At 55.5% G+C, this 17,145-nt stretch carries 11 protein-coding genes and 1 pseudogene; 4 read left to right on the plus strand and 8 right to left on the minus strand.

Annotated elements, in window-relative coordinates; all coding sequences use genetic code 11:
* Positions 1-65: 65 nt before the first annotated feature.
* From cysN to IMCC20628_RS23220, 4 genes and pseudogenes are all read right to left on the minus strand, one after another.
* On the minus strand, positions 66-1,964 hold the full coding sequence (gene cysN, locus IMCC20628_RS23210; protein WP_047032956.1) for a sulfate adenylyltransferase subunit CysN: 1,899 nt from the start codon (positions 1,962-1,964) through the stop codon (positions 66-68).
* Positions 1,964-2,863, minus strand: coding sequence for a sulfate adenylyltransferase subunit CysD (cysD, locus tag IMCC20628_RS23215; RefSeq protein ID WP_245307979.1), 900 nt, complete (start codon positions 2,861-2,863; stop codon positions 1,964-1,966). Before cysD ends, cysN begins: the two co-directional genes overlap by 1 nt.
* Positions 2,864-2,987: 124 nt before the next feature.
* A pseudogene (locus IMCC20628_RS25250) lies at positions 2,988-3,104 on the minus strand (IS110 family transposase); the annotation flags it as partial.
* Between the two features lie 141 nt (positions 3,105-3,245).
* A complete protein-coding gene (locus IMCC20628_RS23220; RefSeq protein WP_047032958.1) occupies positions 3,246-4,364 on the minus strand; it encodes an IS5 family transposase in 1,119 nt (372 codons plus the stop codon).
* A gap of 271 nt (positions 4,365-4,635) precedes the next feature.
* Between IMCC20628_RS23220 and IMCC20628_RS23225 the strand changes: the two genes are divergently transcribed.
* Both IMCC20628_RS23225 and IMCC20628_RS23230 read left to right on the plus strand, forming a co-directional pair.
* Positions 4,636-5,556 carry an IS110 family transposase gene (locus IMCC20628_RS23225; protein ID WP_082128382.1) on the plus strand — a complete coding sequence of 307 codons (921 nt, stop codon included), beginning with the start codon at positions 4,636-4,638 and terminating at the stop codon, positions 5,554-5,556.
* A 116-nt stretch (positions 5,557-5,672) separates the two neighbouring features.
* A complete protein-coding gene (locus IMCC20628_RS23230) occupies positions 5,673-6,698 on the plus strand; it encodes an IS110 family transposase (RefSeq protein WP_047033012.1) in 1,026 nt (341 codons plus the stop codon).
* 644 nt (positions 6,699-7,342) lie between these two features.
* On the opposite strand, the gene IMCC20628_RS23235 is transcribed toward IMCC20628_RS23230, so the two are convergent.
* The 3 genes from IMCC20628_RS23235 to IMCC20628_RS23245 form a co-directional block, all read right to left on the minus strand.
* A complete protein-coding gene (locus IMCC20628_RS23235) occupies positions 7,343-9,361 on the minus strand; it encodes a glycosyltransferase (protein WP_082128383.1) in 2,019 nt (672 codons plus the stop codon).
* Positions 9,362-9,476: 115 nt separating this feature from the next.
* Entirely contained in the window at positions 9,477-10,757 is a 1,281-nt protein-coding gene (locus IMCC20628_RS23240) for an NDP-hexose 2,3-dehydratase family protein (protein WP_047032959.1), read from the minus strand.
* A gap of 84 nt (positions 10,758-10,841) precedes the next feature.
* Positions 10,842-12,068 (minus strand): glycosyltransferase family 61 protein, encoded by a 1,227-nt coding sequence (locus IMCC20628_RS23245; protein ID WP_047032960.1) that lies wholly within the window; start codon positions 12,066-12,068, stop codon positions 10,842-10,844.
* A gap of 351 nt (positions 12,069-12,419) precedes the next feature.
* Here IMCC20628_RS23245 and IMCC20628_RS23250 point away from each other — a divergent pair, with 351 nt between their 5' ends.
* The gene (locus tag IMCC20628_RS23250) at positions 12,420-14,426 is read left to right on the plus strand and encodes an acyltransferase family protein (RefSeq protein ID WP_047032961.1); all 2,007 of its coding nucleotides are present in this window, start codon (positions 12,420-12,422) and stop codon (positions 14,424-14,426) included.
* Positions 14,427-14,431: 5 nt separating this feature from the next.
* Here IMCC20628_RS23250 and IMCC20628_RS23255 read toward each other — a convergent pair whose 3' ends face one another.
* Complete coding sequence (locus tag IMCC20628_RS23255) at positions 14,432-15,577, minus strand: ISAs1 family transposase (RefSeq protein WP_047032962.1); 1,146 nt, start codon at positions 15,575-15,577, stop codon at positions 14,432-14,434.
* Positions 15,578-15,744: 167 nt separating this feature from the next.
* Here IMCC20628_RS23255 and IMCC20628_RS23260 point away from each other — a divergent pair, with 167 nt between their 5' ends.
* Positions 15,745-17,097 carry a UDP-glucose/GDP-mannose dehydrogenase family protein gene (locus tag IMCC20628_RS23260; protein WP_047032963.1) on the plus strand — a complete coding sequence of 451 codons (1,353 nt, stop codon included), beginning with the start codon at positions 15,745-15,747 and terminating at the stop codon, positions 17,095-17,097.
* Positions 17,098-17,145 lie beyond the last annotated feature (48 nt).

A 17,145-nucleotide genomic window follows, 5' to 3' on the forward strand; every position in this document is an offset into this window, starting at 1 on the left:
CAGACGCCACATATGCCGCGATAGCGGCTTCGTTCAATCCCGAATCTCAAAAGATGCGACTCGCTTTAGCTGAAATCTCGGTTGAGCCGATCGACAACCAGCTTGGCCAACGCCTCTGCATTGTCGTCCACGGTTTTAAGGTGAATATCGGGTTTCTCGGGCGCCTCGTAGGGAGAGGAGATGCCTGTGAAATTTACCAGGTTTCCGGACATCGCCTTCTTGTACAGCCCCTTGGGATCGCGCCGGGCGCATTCCTCAAGGGGCGTGTCGACGAAAACCTCGAGAAATTCACCGGGCGCCATAATCTCGCGTGCCATCCTGCGTTCCGAGCGGAACGGAGAAATGAACGAGACCAGCACGATCATGCCAGCGTCGCTCATCAGCCGCGCCACTTCGGCGACACGGCGAATATTCTCGACCCGGTCTTCCTGGGTAAAACCCAGGTCGCGGTTGAGCCCGTGTCGCACATTGTCGCCATCAAGCATCATGGTGTGGCGCCCGAGCGTGTGGAGCTGCTTTTCGACCAGATTGGCGATGGTTGACTTGCCTGAGCCCGAGAGGCCGGTAAACCAGAGAACCGTCGGCATCTGTTGCTTGAGCGCACTGCGCGCCTCGCGGGTGATGTCAATGTTCTGCCGATGCACATTGTCGGCCCGGCGAAGCGCATGATCAATCATGCCGGCGCCGACCGTGGCGTTGGTCATCCGGTCGATCAGGATGAAATTGCCGGTCGCCCGGTTGTCGCGATAGGCATCAAAGGCGATCGGCGTCTGGGTGGAAATGTTGCACACGCCGATCTCATTGCGGTTAAGATGCGTGGCGGCCTCGAGCACCAGTGAATTGACGTCAATCTTGTGCTTGAGCGTTGTCACGCTGGCTGGCGTCGACATGGTTTCGCTACGCAAAATATAGCTTCGCCCTGGCAACAGGGCATGCCGGTCGAACCAGATCACGTGCGCCTGGAACTGATCGCTGACTAGCGGCCGTGCGTCCGGGGCCGACAGCATGGAGCCGCGGGACACATCGACTTCGCCATCCAGCACCAGCGTCACGGCCTGTCCCTCGCGGGCCGAGGGCAGTTCGCCGCTGGCCGTCACGATGGATTTGATCCTGCCCGGCTGGCCGGAATTAGCAACCACAAAGGGATCGCCGACAGTGATCTTGCCGGAGCAGATCTGACCGGAAAACCCGCGGAAGTCGAGATGCGGGCGGACGACGAGCTGAACCGGAAACCGGAATGGAAGCTCGGCTGCGCTGTCCGGCAGAACCACGCTTTCCAGATGCTCGATCAGCGTCGGCCCATCGTACCAGGTCATCGCCTTCGACGGGATCGACACATTGTCGCCAAATCGCGCGGAGATCGGGATGGCGCGGATGTCATCAAAGCCAAGGGTTTCGGCGAAAGTGCGGTACTCTGCGACGATGCGGTCGAAAACGGCCTGGTCATGGTCCACCAGATCAATCTTGTTGATCGCCAGCACGATCTGGCGAATCCCCAGTAGTGACACGATGTGGGAGTGGCGCCGGGTCTGCTCGAGTACGCCCTTGCGGGCATCGATTAGCAAGACGGCCAGGTCGGCTGTCGAGGCGCCGGTCGCCATGTTGCAGGTGTATTCCTCATGCCCCGGCGTGTCGGCGACGATGAACTTGCGCTTTTCCGTGGCGAAGAAACTGTAGGCGACATCGATGGTGATGCCCTGTTCGCGTTCGGCTTCCAGCCCATCGACCAGCAGGGCGAAATCGATGTCTTCGCCAACTGTCCCGTGCTTGCGGCTGTCGCTTTCCAGCGCAGCCAGCTGGTCTTCGAAAATCATCTTGGTGTCGTAGAGCAGCCGGCCGATCAGGGTGGATTTGCCGTCATCCACCGAGCCACAGGTGATGAATCGCAGCAGCGACTTGTTTTCCTGACGGTTGAGATAGGCCGTAACGCCGCCCGCCAGATCTGGAACCGTTGGATTTTGCATCAGAAGTAACCTTCTCTTTTCTTCTTTTCCATCGAGCCCGACTCATCCCGGTCGATCAGCCGTCCCTGGCGTTCGGAGGTGCGTACGATCAGCATCTCGCCGACAATGTCCTCAAGCGTCTCTGCATCCGATTCCAGCGCGCCGGTCAGCGGGTAGCATCCCAGAGTGCGGAACCGGACCTTTCGGGTCTGGGGCTTTTCCGCCGGATTGAGCTTGAGACGGTCGTCGTCGATCATGATCAGCATCCCGTCGCGCTCGACAACCGGCCGGGGTGCTGCGAAATATAGCGGCACGATCGGAATGTTTTCCTTGAGAATGTACTGCCAGATGTCGAGCTCGGTCCAGTTGGACAATGGAAACACGCGGATTGACTCGCCCTTGCCGATGCGGGTGTTGTACGTTTTCCACATCTCCGGCCGCTGGGTCTTGGGATCCCAGGCATGTTGCGCGTTGCGGAACGAAAAGATCCGCTCCTTGGCGCGGGATTTTTCCTCGTCGCGCCGGGCACCGCCGAATGCCGCGTCAAAGCCATGGGCGTCCAGCGCCTGGCGCAACCCCAGCGTCTTCATCACGTGGGTATGCGGATTTGAGCCATGGTCGATGGGGTTGATCCCGTCGCGCACGCCATCTTGGTTGATGTGGACAATCAGATCCAGCCCGAGGTCGGCCGCCATCTGGTCGCGAAAGGAGATCATCTCGCGGAATTTCCAGGTGGTGTCGATATGCAGGAAAGGGAACGGAGGCTTGGCGGGATAAAAAGCCTTGATCGCCAGCCGCAGCATGACCGAAGAGTCCTTGCCCACGGAATACAACATCACCGGCTTCGAAAAACTGGCGGCAACCTCCCGGAAGATGTGGATTGCTTCCGCTTCAAGCCTGTCGAGGTGAGTGAGGGTCAATTTTCGTCTCCGTCCGGTGTGCATGCCGAGTTGCCAGGCGCGGCTGCCATGGCAGCTTGGCTGTCCTGAGCCGTTGTTCTGCGTCGCAAACCCATAGTCGATTCGATGGCCTGCGTCAGATGCCAAGACTTTGGGCACGTGACAGAGTCCGGCGGAATACGACACCGCCATCCGCACTGGCTCCGTGAGCCTGAAACACCCGCTTTGCAAGGTCCAGGCCGACAATGCTAACTTCCTTCATGGATGCTTTCTCCTTTAACAGGCTGCTGAACAATGCGTTGCGTTGCCGCACTATTGGGTCTGCGGTTTGATTTTTCGCTGATTTCGCCGGCTTTTTAGTTGCATCGGTGCGATACCGAGCGGTTTTCTTGTCCTTTTCGACCTATCTTGCTGCATCTGGACATACGTCTCCCATCCCTGCTAACAATTTGGGCAAGCGAACGATGTTGTAGGCGGCGAGCGCGAGGGTGAAGATGGTCCTGACCTTTGCCAGACCGCGAACCTTCAACTGATGGAGCCCGCCGGTGGTCTTGCCCCAGCCGAAGATTTCCTCGATCCGCTTGCGGCAACGCAGGCTGATCGCATAGCCATCGCTTTGCGCGACCTCGTCAGGCACAGCCGTCTTGCGGACCTTGCCGGTCTTCGACACCGTGCCGTTGATCGCCACATGCGGCACGATCCTGCGCGTCTTCAGGTCCTCGACGAAGGCCTCGGCATCGTAGCCCTTGTCGGCCCCGAGCGTTGAACCCTCCGGCAGTGCTTCAATCATTTCAAGCGCGGCTTCCCGCTCCGCCGTGCCTGTCGCATGGGTCACCTGGGCTGCGACCGCAAGCCCGTTGCGGTTCTCCATCAGCGCATGGCCGAGATAGGCAAGCCGGCTTTCCTGACCCGATGCCTTGCGGTAGAGCCGCGCATCCGGATCGGTGGTCGACGCATGCGCCTGGTTCGAGCGCTTTTCGTCGCGATAGTTGCGCTCGCCATTTCTGCCGCCATCTGGAGGATTGCCAGAGCCGTCCTTTGGCCGGAAGCTCTTCATCGAGGCAAACGCCTTCAGCATCGTTCCGTCCACCGAGAAATGCTCGGCGCTCAAAAGCCGTTTCACCCGGCGGTCCGCGAGAAGCGCTGACAAGAACCCTTGCGCGATGTCTTCCGTCAGCACGCGCGTCCGGTTCTTCGAGAATGTCGAGGCGTCCCAGACCGGATCGTCCACGCCAAGTCCGACGAACCAGCGAAACAGAAGATCGAAATCCAGCCGTTCCATCAGTTGCCGCTCGGATCGGATCGAATAGAGAAGCTGCAACAGGATCGCCCGCAAAAGCCGCTCCGGCGCAATCGATGGGCGGCCGCCTTCCTTGTAGAGCGCCGCAAACCGGTCATCGAGCACGGCCAGCGCCGGGTTCACCAGATCCCGCATCGCCCGAAGCGGGTGACCCTTCGGAACCCGTGCCTCAAGGTCGACGTAGGAGAAAAGTTGGGTAGACCGGTCATCCGCGTCACGCATCGCATACATCCATAGCAAATCTCGACAACAGGAGTGAATCAGGATCAGAGCAAAAATGCCAGTGGGTTTTTCAGCAACCTGTTAAGTGACGTTTTTGCAAGCATCACCTTGGCACATTACGATGCCGTCGGGAGGGGGCATCCACATGGGGTAATCGTGGGAGCGGTGCCCCTCTAGATCCGATCATGGTCTTGGCTGGCGGCTGTTCCCCGATAAGATGAAATACAGGCTCTCGACTGGTCGCCGGGCCCAACATTAACGGAGAACAGCCATGACAGAGTATATCGGTCTCGACGTATCAATGAAAGAGACGGCCGTCTCGATCCGCCGTGATGGCGCACGGATATGGCGCGGGAAGTGCGCTTCTGATCCCAACGTCATTGCCGAGCTTATTCGCAAGCGGGCCCCAACCGCAAAACGCGTGGTATTCGAAACAGGGCCTCTATCAGTATGGTTTTTTCATGCACTGCGCGCCGAGGGAGTGCCGGCTATTTGCATTGATGCCCGCCACGCCAAAGCCGCACTCGATATGGCAGCGAACAAGACAGATGCGAATGATGCCGATGGTTTGGCCCACCTGGCAGAAGTTGGGTTCTTTCGCGAGGTGCGTGTGAAAGGTTTCGACAGCATGTTAGCCCGCACGCTTGTTGCTGCGCGTGCTCGGTTGGTCAAGATGACCACTGAGCTTTCCAACCAAATCTGGGGTATTATGAAGACTTTCGGTCTGGTCGTTCCCGCAGGCAAGGGAAGCACGTTTGAGAATAACGTTCGAAGCCTTCTTACTAATCATAATGATCTCGCTGGTATCGTGCTGCCGATGCTGGATGCCTGGACGGGCCTTCGCACCCGAGCTGCAGAACTCGGTCGTCAATTGCTCGCAGACGCCCGTCAGAGCCGGGCCTGCCGTCTACTCATGTCCATTCCGGGTGTGGGCGCGACCACGGCAATCTCCTTTGCTACGGCCATCGAAGATCCCGGTAACTTCAGGAAGTCCCGCGATGTAGGTGCGTGGATAGGCCTCACAACGCGCCGCTACCAATCCGGCGAAGTCGATTATGATGGGCGTATATCCCGACGCGGAGACCGCCATTTGCGTAGGCTTGAGCTCTATAATCAGCCCGGCATCGCCAAGCAAATCCTCAGGCCGCTCGTAATTACATGGGGTAATCGCGGGAGCGAGTTACGCATATAGTGGCTCAGGGACTCGGCAATGCTGCGTTCTGGTTATTAAGGCGGTTGTTCCCCGATAAGATGGAGATACGGGCTCACGGCATGACGCCGGGCCCAAGCATCGAATGGGGAACAACCATGGAAGAGCATATTGGATTGGATGTGTCGTTGAAAGAGACCATGATCTCGGTGCGGCAGAATGGCAAACGGATCTGGCGCGGCCAATGTCCCTCGGATCCGCAAGTGCTGGCCGAAGTAATCCGCAAGCGTGCGCCGAACGCTAAGCGCATCGTGTTCGAGACCGGACCCTTGTCAGTTTGGTTCTACCACGCGCTAACGGCGGAAGGCCTACCGGCAATCTGCATTGATGCCCGCCATGCCAGCGCGGCGCTCAACATGGCGCCGAACAAGACCGATGCGAACGATGCAGACGGTCTGGCACACCTTGCGGAAGTTGGCTTTTATCGAGAGGTGCGGGTCAAGCAATATGATAGCATGCTGACCCGAACCCTGGTGTCTGCGCGCAGCCAGTTGATCAAGATCAAGACCGAACTTTGCAACCAGATCCGTGGGCTGATGAAGACATTCGGGTTGATTGTTCCCAAAGGCGCTGGCCGCGTTTTTGACACCAATGTCCGAAGCCTGATTGCCGGCAACAGTGGGCTGGAGCGGATTATCTTGCCGCTACTTGAGACCTGGCGCAGCGTTCGTGCCCGCGCGGCTGAACTCGATCGACAGCTTGTCGCCGCTGCGCGGGAGAGCGCGCCATGTCAGTTACTCATGTCGATACCGGGAGTGGGCTCGGTTGTCGCAGCCTCGTTTGCCGCGGCGATCGAGGCTCCGGAGAACTTCAGGACATCTCGAGCTGTGGGCGCGTGGTTGGGCCTTACAACCCGGCGCTACCAGTCGGGCGAAGTTGATTTTGATGGGCACATTTCACGGCGCGGCGACCACCATCTGCAGGGTCTGCTTTATCACGCTGCCACGGTGATCCTGACGCGATCCCTTGCCGATAGTAAGCTTCGATCCTGGGGCTTGAAGTTGCGGGAAAAGGTCGGCTTCAAGCGAGCCGCAGTCGCCGTTGCACGCAAACTCGCAGTTATCATGCATGCGATGCTGAAAACCGGCGAGCTTTTTGATCGCGGCGCCGGCGCGACCGCCTGAGAATGCATCGGATCGGAGATCCATCCATGACTTGAAGCTGAGCGCCATTACCGGATCGCGTCCTTTCTTCAGACGCCGAGACGTCCCTGCCGGGACGTAGGTCGAGCCATTACGCTATTGTGGGCTGCAGATGCGTATTCTCGATGCAACTGCGCTAATTACATTGGAAGGCTCCACCCTGCGAAGACCTATCATGCGGCGGCCTCGTGTCGACCGCGAAAACAACCGTGCTCCCGGCATACGATCACCAACGACGCCAAAAGAACAAGGCGGCGCGGTCGTAAAACCATCTTTCGCTGTTCGCTATTGCTCGAAAAGTCCACGAGCAACAGCGCTCAGGAAATATTTCAAAAAGAGCTTGATTATTGGGTTGCGATTAGACAACTCCATGTAATTACGGTCGCTCGCAGCCCTTCAGAAGTTCGTCCAGCAGTTCCTTGGAAATCGTCATCGTCCTTGCTCCTCTCAGGAAGCATGGACCAGATCACGGATACACAGAAGACCGGACACTCTCCCCGAGACAGCTCTTTTGCACCGCCGCGTGGCCGGTTTTTACTCCGCCGTTGACACTGCACTGTCAATACCGGGGATCAAACAGCTGAGGCCGTGTCAGTTTCCGGGTGAACCATGTAAACAATGCTACGTCAGATATAGAGCTTGTGTGCTCTCGAACGCATTTCAGCGAGTGTCGGATTGTGTTGCATCGATTGGACTAGTCGATCGACCCGCGCTTGGCCATGCAACTCCCGTAATTTTTCGTTGCCGGCGTTCATCAAACGTGTGCGCCTTTCGTTATCTGTGTAGCTTTTTGATTTGGCGTGAAAAACAAACGCTTCAATTGCCACATTCAGCCGGAAGCCATTATTAGAGGCGCGGATGCAGAAATCGTTTTCCTCGCCATATCCATTGGGAAAAGCAGCTTCGTCAAACGATCCGATCCGATCAAACACCGCTCGCTTCACACACATGCAGAACCCGTGAACAAACGGAACACCGGGCGATGTAAGGCCAAACGCGTTGCGTGCGCACCATGCATCCATGTCATCCGGGGAGAAACCGTCTGGTAGAGAATTGATAGCGGTTTGGCCTGCGCTGCTGAGATGACGGGGAATGGATTGGTAGCTGGCGGCATTGGACAACGGCCCGACGATGCCGCAGCCTTCAAGATTATACAGGCAGGCCAGCATTTTGCGGATAGCGTCCGCACCCACAATAGCGTCACTATTCAACAGAACGATATTGTCGGCATTGGATAGAGAAACTGCCTTGTTAGCAGCTTTTGTATATCCGTTTGCCTGTTCGTTGTGATGCAGGACGACACCAGCATGGTTCGCAACAAATGTTTCCAGCCACTGTCGGGTCTCTTCACCTGAGCCATCATCGACAATGACAAGTTTATCGACGCAAGCGGGCCGGTTCTCTACCACACTGCGCAAACAGGCTTTTACATCGTCTAGAGCGTTGTGAACGCAAACCAATACATCTGCTTTTGGTTTGCTGGTTTGCGTTGCAACATCAACGGATTGACCAAATGCAGGCACTGCTGCGCTTGATGCCGGTTTGGTTGCGAAAATACGGTCGCTTCCCCCGTGATTGGGAAAGAAAGTAAATGCCGGATGATCACGAACACAGGTTGGTCGTTCGGCCAGAGGCAAGAAAGCTGCTTGTGCGGCTTCAACTGCGTAATTGAAGGATAACTGGTCGCGAAGGGACCCCCGGTCGAGTTCGAACCACCATTTTGTCAATATGCGGTCCAAGTCTGGATGTCGGAGATTGTAGACGATGAAGTTGCTCTCAGCCAGTTGGTCCGGCAGAAACCCTTCTTCACTGTAGCGCTCGACCTGGCGCAAGATAGTGTCAGCATCATCCTTGTTCCAAATGACGCATGCCTCCGCCTCGTCATAAACACTGTCCCGTTTCGGATGCAGAAAGGTGCCGATCGCTAAACCGGACGAAATGACAGAGTCAATGAGTGGCCTGATGTCGCCATTGATCATGACATTGCCATCATGCCAGACCGCAATGTCATGTTCAGGAAAAAGCAAATGTGGGTGCAATTTCACGTAACGTGCACGCCGGATCGCCGATATATCGAAATACGGCACAGGGCGGTTGACGCCAAAGACGCGTGCAGGCTCGTCCGTAAAGGTGGTGTAATCAGCCTCGTTCAGAAAATGGCCATATGGCAATAAACGATCGTAACCGCCCGTCACGGCCCTGAACACAGCAATGTTTCGGTGTTTGGCCCGGGTTTCCAAATGGTTTTGGTAAAGGGCATGGTAGTCTTTCAAGGACTTGAATTGAAATATGTCGCTGTTCTCAGTTGAAGGAAGCGGTGAAGACCTCACAAACGCGGTGTCAAGCGCACCGGGTTCTTTTAGCCGCCGGAATATTGTTGCGGCCATTTCAACTGGACCAACCTGACGCAGCTGGCCGAGCGCTTGGAGAAATGTGTTGCGCAATCCACCCTGATAGCGAATTGCCTCTCTCAGATTGGCTTTCGATCTGTGCAAGACCGTTCTCAACGCTGTACCAAAGCGCCGCTGACGTAGCAAATCCCGCAAAGCACTGCCGCGCTTTTTGAGCTCTGCGACGCTCTGCTCCAGCTCGGCATATTTTTGCCTACTGAGTTTCAGTTTTTGATCGTCTTGACTATTCGGCATAGTGCATTGCCTCGCCCAGCAAACGAAAGCGAGAGATCCGTCCGGAACCCTCGCTTCGCGGTATGACCCGGGAGCCCATTAGACGAGGAACGGCAATCTCCACCATTTCCACTCGCTATTGCGCTGGTCGGTTGGACCCCAGTGTTTTTGGATTCAACTCATCGAGAAGCCCGCAAGCCATGACGCGCAGTTGGATTGATATGATATTTGAGCACAAAAACAGCTGCTTGAGCTGACCAGGCGTCACCCAAAACTCATTGGCCAAACGCTCATAGCTGCCGTCGACATTGCGGATTTCGAAAGTGCTTTCATGGTTGATAAAGCGCCCCCCTTCTTCCGAGTGTTCGAACGTGCGGTAGACGGTTCCAACCCGGTCAACTGCGGAGATATCGCCGCCGGGGTGCACAACACGGCTCGGCGCGATGATCGATTGGTTGTCGATGCCGTATTCTTCGCGAACGCTCAACAGATACTCGGGTCCGCTTGCAGTCACCCTGCGATAAAGCACAACGAGGCCCGGCGATTCGACACCGATCAATGGCTGTACCCAAGTCGCAACTTCGCGCGTCAAAGCCTGACACTCAAAAAGGCACATATAGCGCGTATGTTCACCGACAGCTTCCACACCCGACGAACCCAAGCGCCAATTTTTCAATTCATGCAGCGACGTGAGAAGGTATTGTTGCTTGGTTCGCCCTTTGCTCCTGAAATAGAAGTCTAGCAGCTCCGTCGGAGGTTCGTCCGATGAACGCTCGCCGGTCACATGATAATCCCAATCATACATCGCGGCGAGCGATCTGAGGTCCGTGTTGAGGAAGAAGGGCTCGAGCGACATGTCAGACAAGACTGAAATGGGCACCCACGTGGTGTTCAACGTCGTGGGCAGCAGTTTATCCGTTTCAATGTAATTGTGGGTTTTGCTCTTCTGATAATAGAGCTCACCCAGGTCCACCTGCATGGAAAAACTGATGAGCCGTGAGCCGGACGGATAGGATTGGAAGTGATCGATGAAGTCGGTATCGCGTCCTCCATGCAGCTTCATGTAGTTGGCAGCGGTCGACTGGACGGTGGGACCATACTGCACGACCCCCGTATTGCCCGGCTCCGCACGCGCTTGCACACAGGTGTACATTTCCCCGTCGTGCTCGGCGATCAAGAGGCCAGTCAAGGCACTTTGTGGCTGATAAAGAACAATCGATTCAAAGTCTGTATTGGGCAGTGTCAGGCCAAGAATGTGAAAGAACCCACGGCTTTCGTGTGAAACCGTACCATGTTTCAAAAACCAGCTTTTTGTCGAATCGAAAGGAATAATGTTCAGCGCAAATTTGCTCTTATCGAGATTTTCATCGCGGTGTTTCCGAAGCGCTTCTGCGGTCTTGCATATTTCAATCGTCATTGTATCCCCATCCGCTCTAATCGCCTGACTGCCTAGATGCACGGCTTACTCTGGCGATGGTGGTTTCTAGTCTAATGGCCAGTTTCACAAGTAATCTATTTGATCGAGTATCTCTCGGCGTAAGCGGTAGACACTGGGGTTTGGTCCGTCTGCGGCGAAAACCGTAACCACTTTTAATCCGAGAAAACGCCCGAAACGTTGGTACACCGGCGTGGACCGCATTGTGTTTGGCGTGACGACAAACACCTTGGTATCCGGCGTCATCCAGAATATATTCGATAGCTCGGCACCTTTGATGCCGATGACGACTTTGCTGTTGTAGAACTTCTTGATCTGGTTGAAAACATTGTCCGAACCCGGCTCATACATTTCGATATTTTTGCTTTTGCTTTTGAAAAGCTCAAATAGCTCGTTAATTTCAACAAGAGAACGCCTGGAAGCCCCATACTTTTTCGCTTCAGCCTGACCCTTCTCGCTGTAATATTCTGGCTCCGGCGATCGGCGCAGCAATAGGCATTTTTGGTTGGTTTGTTTCCTGGGCCTTATTCGCTTCTTGCCGATGGCGACGGGCGCTTTTCCCGACGCAAACCTGAAGGCATTCAGGCTTTGACGCAGCATTTTCTGTCGAACCCGCACGTGCCACGGGCCGCTGCGTTCCAGGAATCTGACGATGGATTTCTTCAAAGCCTGAACGCGAGGAGAGCCACTTAAATTCGGTTCGGGATCGCGCCGCTGCATGATTCCGGATTTCGCCGCTTCGGGTCCTATTACCTGACCGAGTACCCAACTGCGAACTTCACGCATATCATCCTGAAATTGCATCAAAAAATTTGGCTGGTTCAATACGCTCTTCAGGAACTCATTCTCGCGATAGTCTTTTGTCGAACCGCGGAAGCTGTACTCGTCTTCAAACAACACGCTATCGAAATTGATCATGATATCCCAGCGCGGCACCTGCTGGCATGCGTCCGTAAATTTTTTGCGATCTATGAATTTGATATCCTGCGAAATGAGCCCGAACATTTCGCGGCTAACAACATTCATCACCGGCCCGCAGTCTTCGAGGACGAAGCTGAATGCAGCGTCCTCGTCTTTCTTTTTGGCCTTAATCGCAAGACTCATGCCCGGCAGCACATATCCCCAGAAATAGTGAAAGAAATGCTCTTTGGAACCAAAATGTCCGTATTGGGCACTGAATTGTAGCTCTATAACTTTCGGATAACTCATGACATTCCATTTAACTCGTATTTCTTTCACCGGAAAACCGGCGAAATCCATGAAGTTCGTTCGAACCTGACCAATCTGCCCCATAGGCTTCTGCTCCTGTCAGGTGCCATCTAGTCGATATTTCTTCAATACTTAACGCGCTCAACCTGCGGCTTGGCTTAGTCGCGGGCGATGAAGTGAGACCTTTTTGCCACAGGTCTAACTGATTTAGATACGAGCCAAACGCGACACGTAGATAGCAACCTGCGCCGGATTGCAATGGAACGCGCAGCGTTTAAAAGGCTTCCATCGCTAACTTTGGAGGACTAAAATCATGATCGACCCCCCGAAAAAAACGTTCAGATCATTGATCGCGCAGCAATCGCGGGACAGTGCATTTTTCGCACATGGTGCAGAGCGTGCAAACAATGCTCATTGCGCACTCAGCTCCAGCCAATGAACTACAGACCGGAAATAGACGGACTGCGTGCGATCGCGATTGTATCTGTTCTCGGGTATCACTTTTTCCCGGTAGGCGCGCCGAATGGCGGACTGGGTGTTGACGTCTTTTTTGTAATCTCGGGATTCGTCATCACGGCTTCACTCTACTATCGACGCGACCGAAGCCTATCAAACTTTTTGATCGAGTTTTTCAAACGGCGTGTCAAACGTCTGATGCCCGCACTTCTGGTCATGATCGCGGTGACCGGGGTTGCAATATCGCTCATGGACCCGGTTCCTGAGCAGAGTATCAACACTGGTATTGCGGCGGCGTTGGGCCTTTCCAACAACTACCTCTACATTATCGCGCAGGACTATTTCGGGCCGACATCCGCTCTGAATCCCTTTACGCACACATGGTCTCTCGGCGCGGAGGAGCAGTTTTATCTCCTTTTTCCGTTTTTGTTCTGGATCGGGTGGAAGTTAGGCGGTTGGCTTGGCGCCAGCTTACTGTTGATCAGTTTGGCGCTTTCGTCCTTTGCCGGCTGGCTTCTGATCCAGGGCGACAACCCGCTCGCGGCTTTCTACATCGTCGTATTCCGGTTCTGGCAGATCGCTTTCGGTGCATTGGTGTTTCTGGCCCAACTCCGGTTTGCGCCGGGGAGACTCAATGCGGCAACTTTCGCACTCAAGACTGTTTCAGTCCTCGCGCTTGTCGCGTTGTTGTTCATGCCACTTGAAATCGACCGGCAGATTGCGGCGATGGTCTGCATCATCGCGACGGGCGCCGCGCTGTACGGTATCGGAGAAAGCACGCGTGCATTTCGGGTGTTGCAAACCGGTGTGACTCCATACTTAGGCAAAATATCCTACTCACTCTACCTTTGGCATTGGCCTGTCATGGTCTTTCTGGCTTGGATAATCGGGAAGGGTCCGGCCACGGCAGTAGCCGGCATTGTTGTTTCGATCCTGTTGGCACATGTCAGTTGGGCCTATCTGGAACGGCCTCTGCGTGATGCGAGCTGGTCGGCTGTATCACGCCGCGAGTTGGGCGCAGGCCTGCTCGCGATGGTGACAACAGCAGGTCTTCTGCACATGTACAACACCACCGGAAGGCAGCTGCTCTTGGGTGAGCAGGTGACCTCTGACGCGGAGTTGGGGCGGTCATCTTTATTTCTGCCCCATGTTTCGGAAAATGGTACTGTCTGGGCTGGGCGGGACTGCACACTTGTCAACAATCAGGACATCGGCAAGATCATTGAGGTTGAACGTTGCACGGTCAGCGAACCACTCGAAACGGCGCAGTCGCGCGTCCTAATTATTGGCAACAGCTTTGCTCCGGCGTTTGCTGCCGCCTATGACATCAGCTCCATCCATGACGGTGCAAAGACAAGCTTCATCCTCACTGCAAAGTTCGGCGGCTCGCCGGTACCAGACATCGACTGGCGCTCCCACAGCCGTGAGGCGACCGCCGACTACTGGGCGCGCGTGGTACCCGTCTTGCTCGCGCAACTTCAGCCTGGAGATCAGGTGCTGCTTATCAGCGATCTGGCGAAACTGTCGCCCGAACAGGACAATGAATGGGCCACCAAAGCGCGCGAAGATCTCCGCAAGGGGTTGATTGAATTCAGCGATCAATTGGCTTTGCAGGATATCGGGCTTTCTGTGTTGGGTCCTCTACCGTTTATTCGCGAGGCCGACTGTACACCTCAGATGGCCCTTCGCCAGTGGCGCTCTGCCGGGCTTTCTTTGTGCCGCTACTACAGTCGGGACGAAACGGTGGAACGGTTCGCACCAGTGACAAACCTTCTCGGCTCTCTCGTCACTGCGGGCAAAATCGACGTTCTGGACCTATTTGAGGTCTTCTGTCCCGACGAAGTGTGCGAATACACAGACAACGATGGCATCTTACTGTATCGCGACGTCTATTCGCATGCCAGTCTGAAAGCGGCATACCGCTCGCGTGCATTGGTGGCCAAGTGGCTTAAACAAGTCCAAGCCACCTCCAGGGGAATCGAGTGAAACAATCATCTGGCGATGATGCTTGCAAGGTAATCGTCGTCCCAAGCGGCGACTTTTCGTCTGAGGCGCAGCGAGTCTTTTCCGGCGGCCATTCGGATGAGGTTATGGGCCATGTGCTTGAGCGCGGTGAAATTGGCTGGGGCATGATCTGTTCGAACCCGGCATTCGTCGTCGCGAAAGACCATGTCCATAACCCAGTGCAGGCTGTTCTCGATTGCCCAATGGCTTCTGACGATTGGTCCCAATTGCCTGGCCGGCAGCGCCAGGGGGGTAATGTAGAAGCGGGTCTCCCGTTCGATTTTCTCGCCGATTTCGCGCGTGCTCTCGACCATGACGACCGCTTTCAGGCCGGGCCAGTCATGGCGTTCCTGGAGCCAGTCTATGTCATGGATGACGGTGGTGGTTCTGGTCTCGATGCGGCCGTGGTCGCCATCGACCGTCTCGTCCCGACTGATGGTCGTGTCTTTGAAATCGTTGTCTTTCTGCTCGGCGGCGAAGATCGCGACATCGTCGCGCAGCGAACCTTGATTGCCTTTGAGGGCAAGCACGTAATCGGCCTTCCTGTCGAGGATCTTGTCCGCGATGGCACGCTGGCAACCCATCGCGTCGATCGTCACGATCGCCCCCTCGATGGCAAGCATGTCCAGGAGATTGGGAATGGCGGTGATCTCGTTGGCCTTCTCGGCCACCTTGACCTGAGCGAGCACGAGGCGCTGGCGTGCGGCAACGGCCGAGACCATGTGGATCGCCGCCTTGCCGGCCTTCTTCTCGAACGAGCGGCGCACCGTCTTGCCATCGATGGCGATGATGTCCGCAGGCGCGCCAGTCAGCGCGGCGACCCAGCCGGCAAAGCATTGCTGGAACTTCTCGGCGTCGAGCGTGGCGAAGATGTCGCCGAGGTGATCGTGCGATGGCGTCCCCGCTCGAAACGGCCGAAAGCGGCGCAGAAAATCAAGCTTCTTATCCCCAAAGCGGGCGATATCGACGAACGTCTCCGCCCCAGCCAAAACCGCGAGCAAGCTCAGAAGCAGCACTTCGTCGAGGGGATATGCCACCTTGCCCGGTTGCCGACTGTCCGGCAGATCCGTGAAATACCGAAGAAAGACAACCGCTTCGCCAACCGCACCACAATCCGCCACCACATCATCCATCGCCGTCCTCCTTCCAAATCAGAGGATCACGACAGATTCAGCTTAATACCCGTTTGTCACGCACTTCTTCACCCGATTGCACTGAAGCCACCTCCCGCTGAACTTGTTTCTGCTGTTTGAATCATATAATAAACGCGAGATTACGCGCAAAAGGGATTACAGGGACCATGAAAGTCACCGTTTTCGGTACCGGTTATGTTGGTCTCGTTCAGGCAGCCGTTTTTGCGGATGTTGGGTTTGATGTCGTCTGCTTCGATATCGATAGCCGCAAGATAGAAGCGCTCAATGAAGGAAAAATTCCGATCTATGAGCCGGGGCTGGAAAACCTTGTCCAGCGCAACGCTGGCGAAAACCGGTTGCGGTTTAGAACCGATGTAAAGATGGCAGTCGATCACGGCGACATCCAAATAATTGCAGTAGGCACACCGACGAATGCTTCCGGAGGGGCCGATCTGAGAAACGTAGAAATGGCCATATCGGCGGTCGCCGAGCACATGACCGATGACAAGCTCGTCGTCATAAAATCCACGGTTCCCGTCGGCACCGGAGACGCAATCGAGGAAAATATGAGCGTGCGGCTTAACGCGCGTGGATCCGACAAATGTAAGGTAATTGTCGTTTCAAACCCCGAATTTCTCAAACAGGGTTCGGCCGTCAACGACTGCATGCGCCCGGACCGCATCATCATTGGAACAAATGATCCCGAAGCCAATTTGATGATGCGCAAGCTCTATGCTCCCTTCAACCGCAACCATGAAAAGTTCATCGTCATGGATCGTCGCTCAGCGGAGCTCACCAAATACGCAGCAAATTGCATGCTCGCGACTAAGATATCCTTTATCAATGAGATAGCAGCCTTGGCCGATGCTTTGGGTGCCGATATCGAACACATCAGGAAAGGGATCGGCAGCGATCCGAGGATCGGCTACGATTTTATCTATCCGGGGGTTGGCTACGGTGGGTCCTGCTTTCCCAAAGACGTCAAGGCGTTGGCTCATACGGCTATGGGCGTCGGTGTCGAACCTTGGCTGCTCAATGCCGTCGAAAAGCGCAATCTTCGCCAAAGATACGCGCTGTTTGACAAGATTGACGCATTTTTCGGGGGTGAGCTCCAAGGTAAGGTTTTTGCGTTCTGGGGCCTAGCGTTCAAACCCAACACCAATGACATGCGTGAAGCGCCGGCACGTGCATTGATGGAACGACTATGGGAAGTGGGTGCGACAGTGCATGCCTATGACCCCGAGGCGATGGATGAATGTCGACGCATCTACGGCAATCACGCTCAGCTCGTCATGGCAACAACCAAGGAAGATGCGCTTGCCGGTGCGGACGCTTTGGTGGTGAACACAGAGTGGAAAGCGTTTCAAGCGCCTGATTTTGATCTCATCAGCCGCTCGCTCAAGGCCCAAGTCGTGTTTGACGGGCGAAACATTTACGATCTCAACACAGTGCGTGGCCATGGCTTGACGTATTTCGGCATCGGGCGGTCATCCAATACTGTGGTGCACGGAACCGAATGAGCGCCATAAAGACCTGACATAGCAGCTGGGATAGTGTCTAAGTCCATA

Origin of the sequence: Hoeflea sp. IMCC20628, from assembly GCF_001011155.1 — a bacterium.
Taxonomy (GTDB): Bacteria; Pseudomonadota; Alphaproteobacteria; order Rhizobiales; family Rhizobiaceae; genus Hoeflea.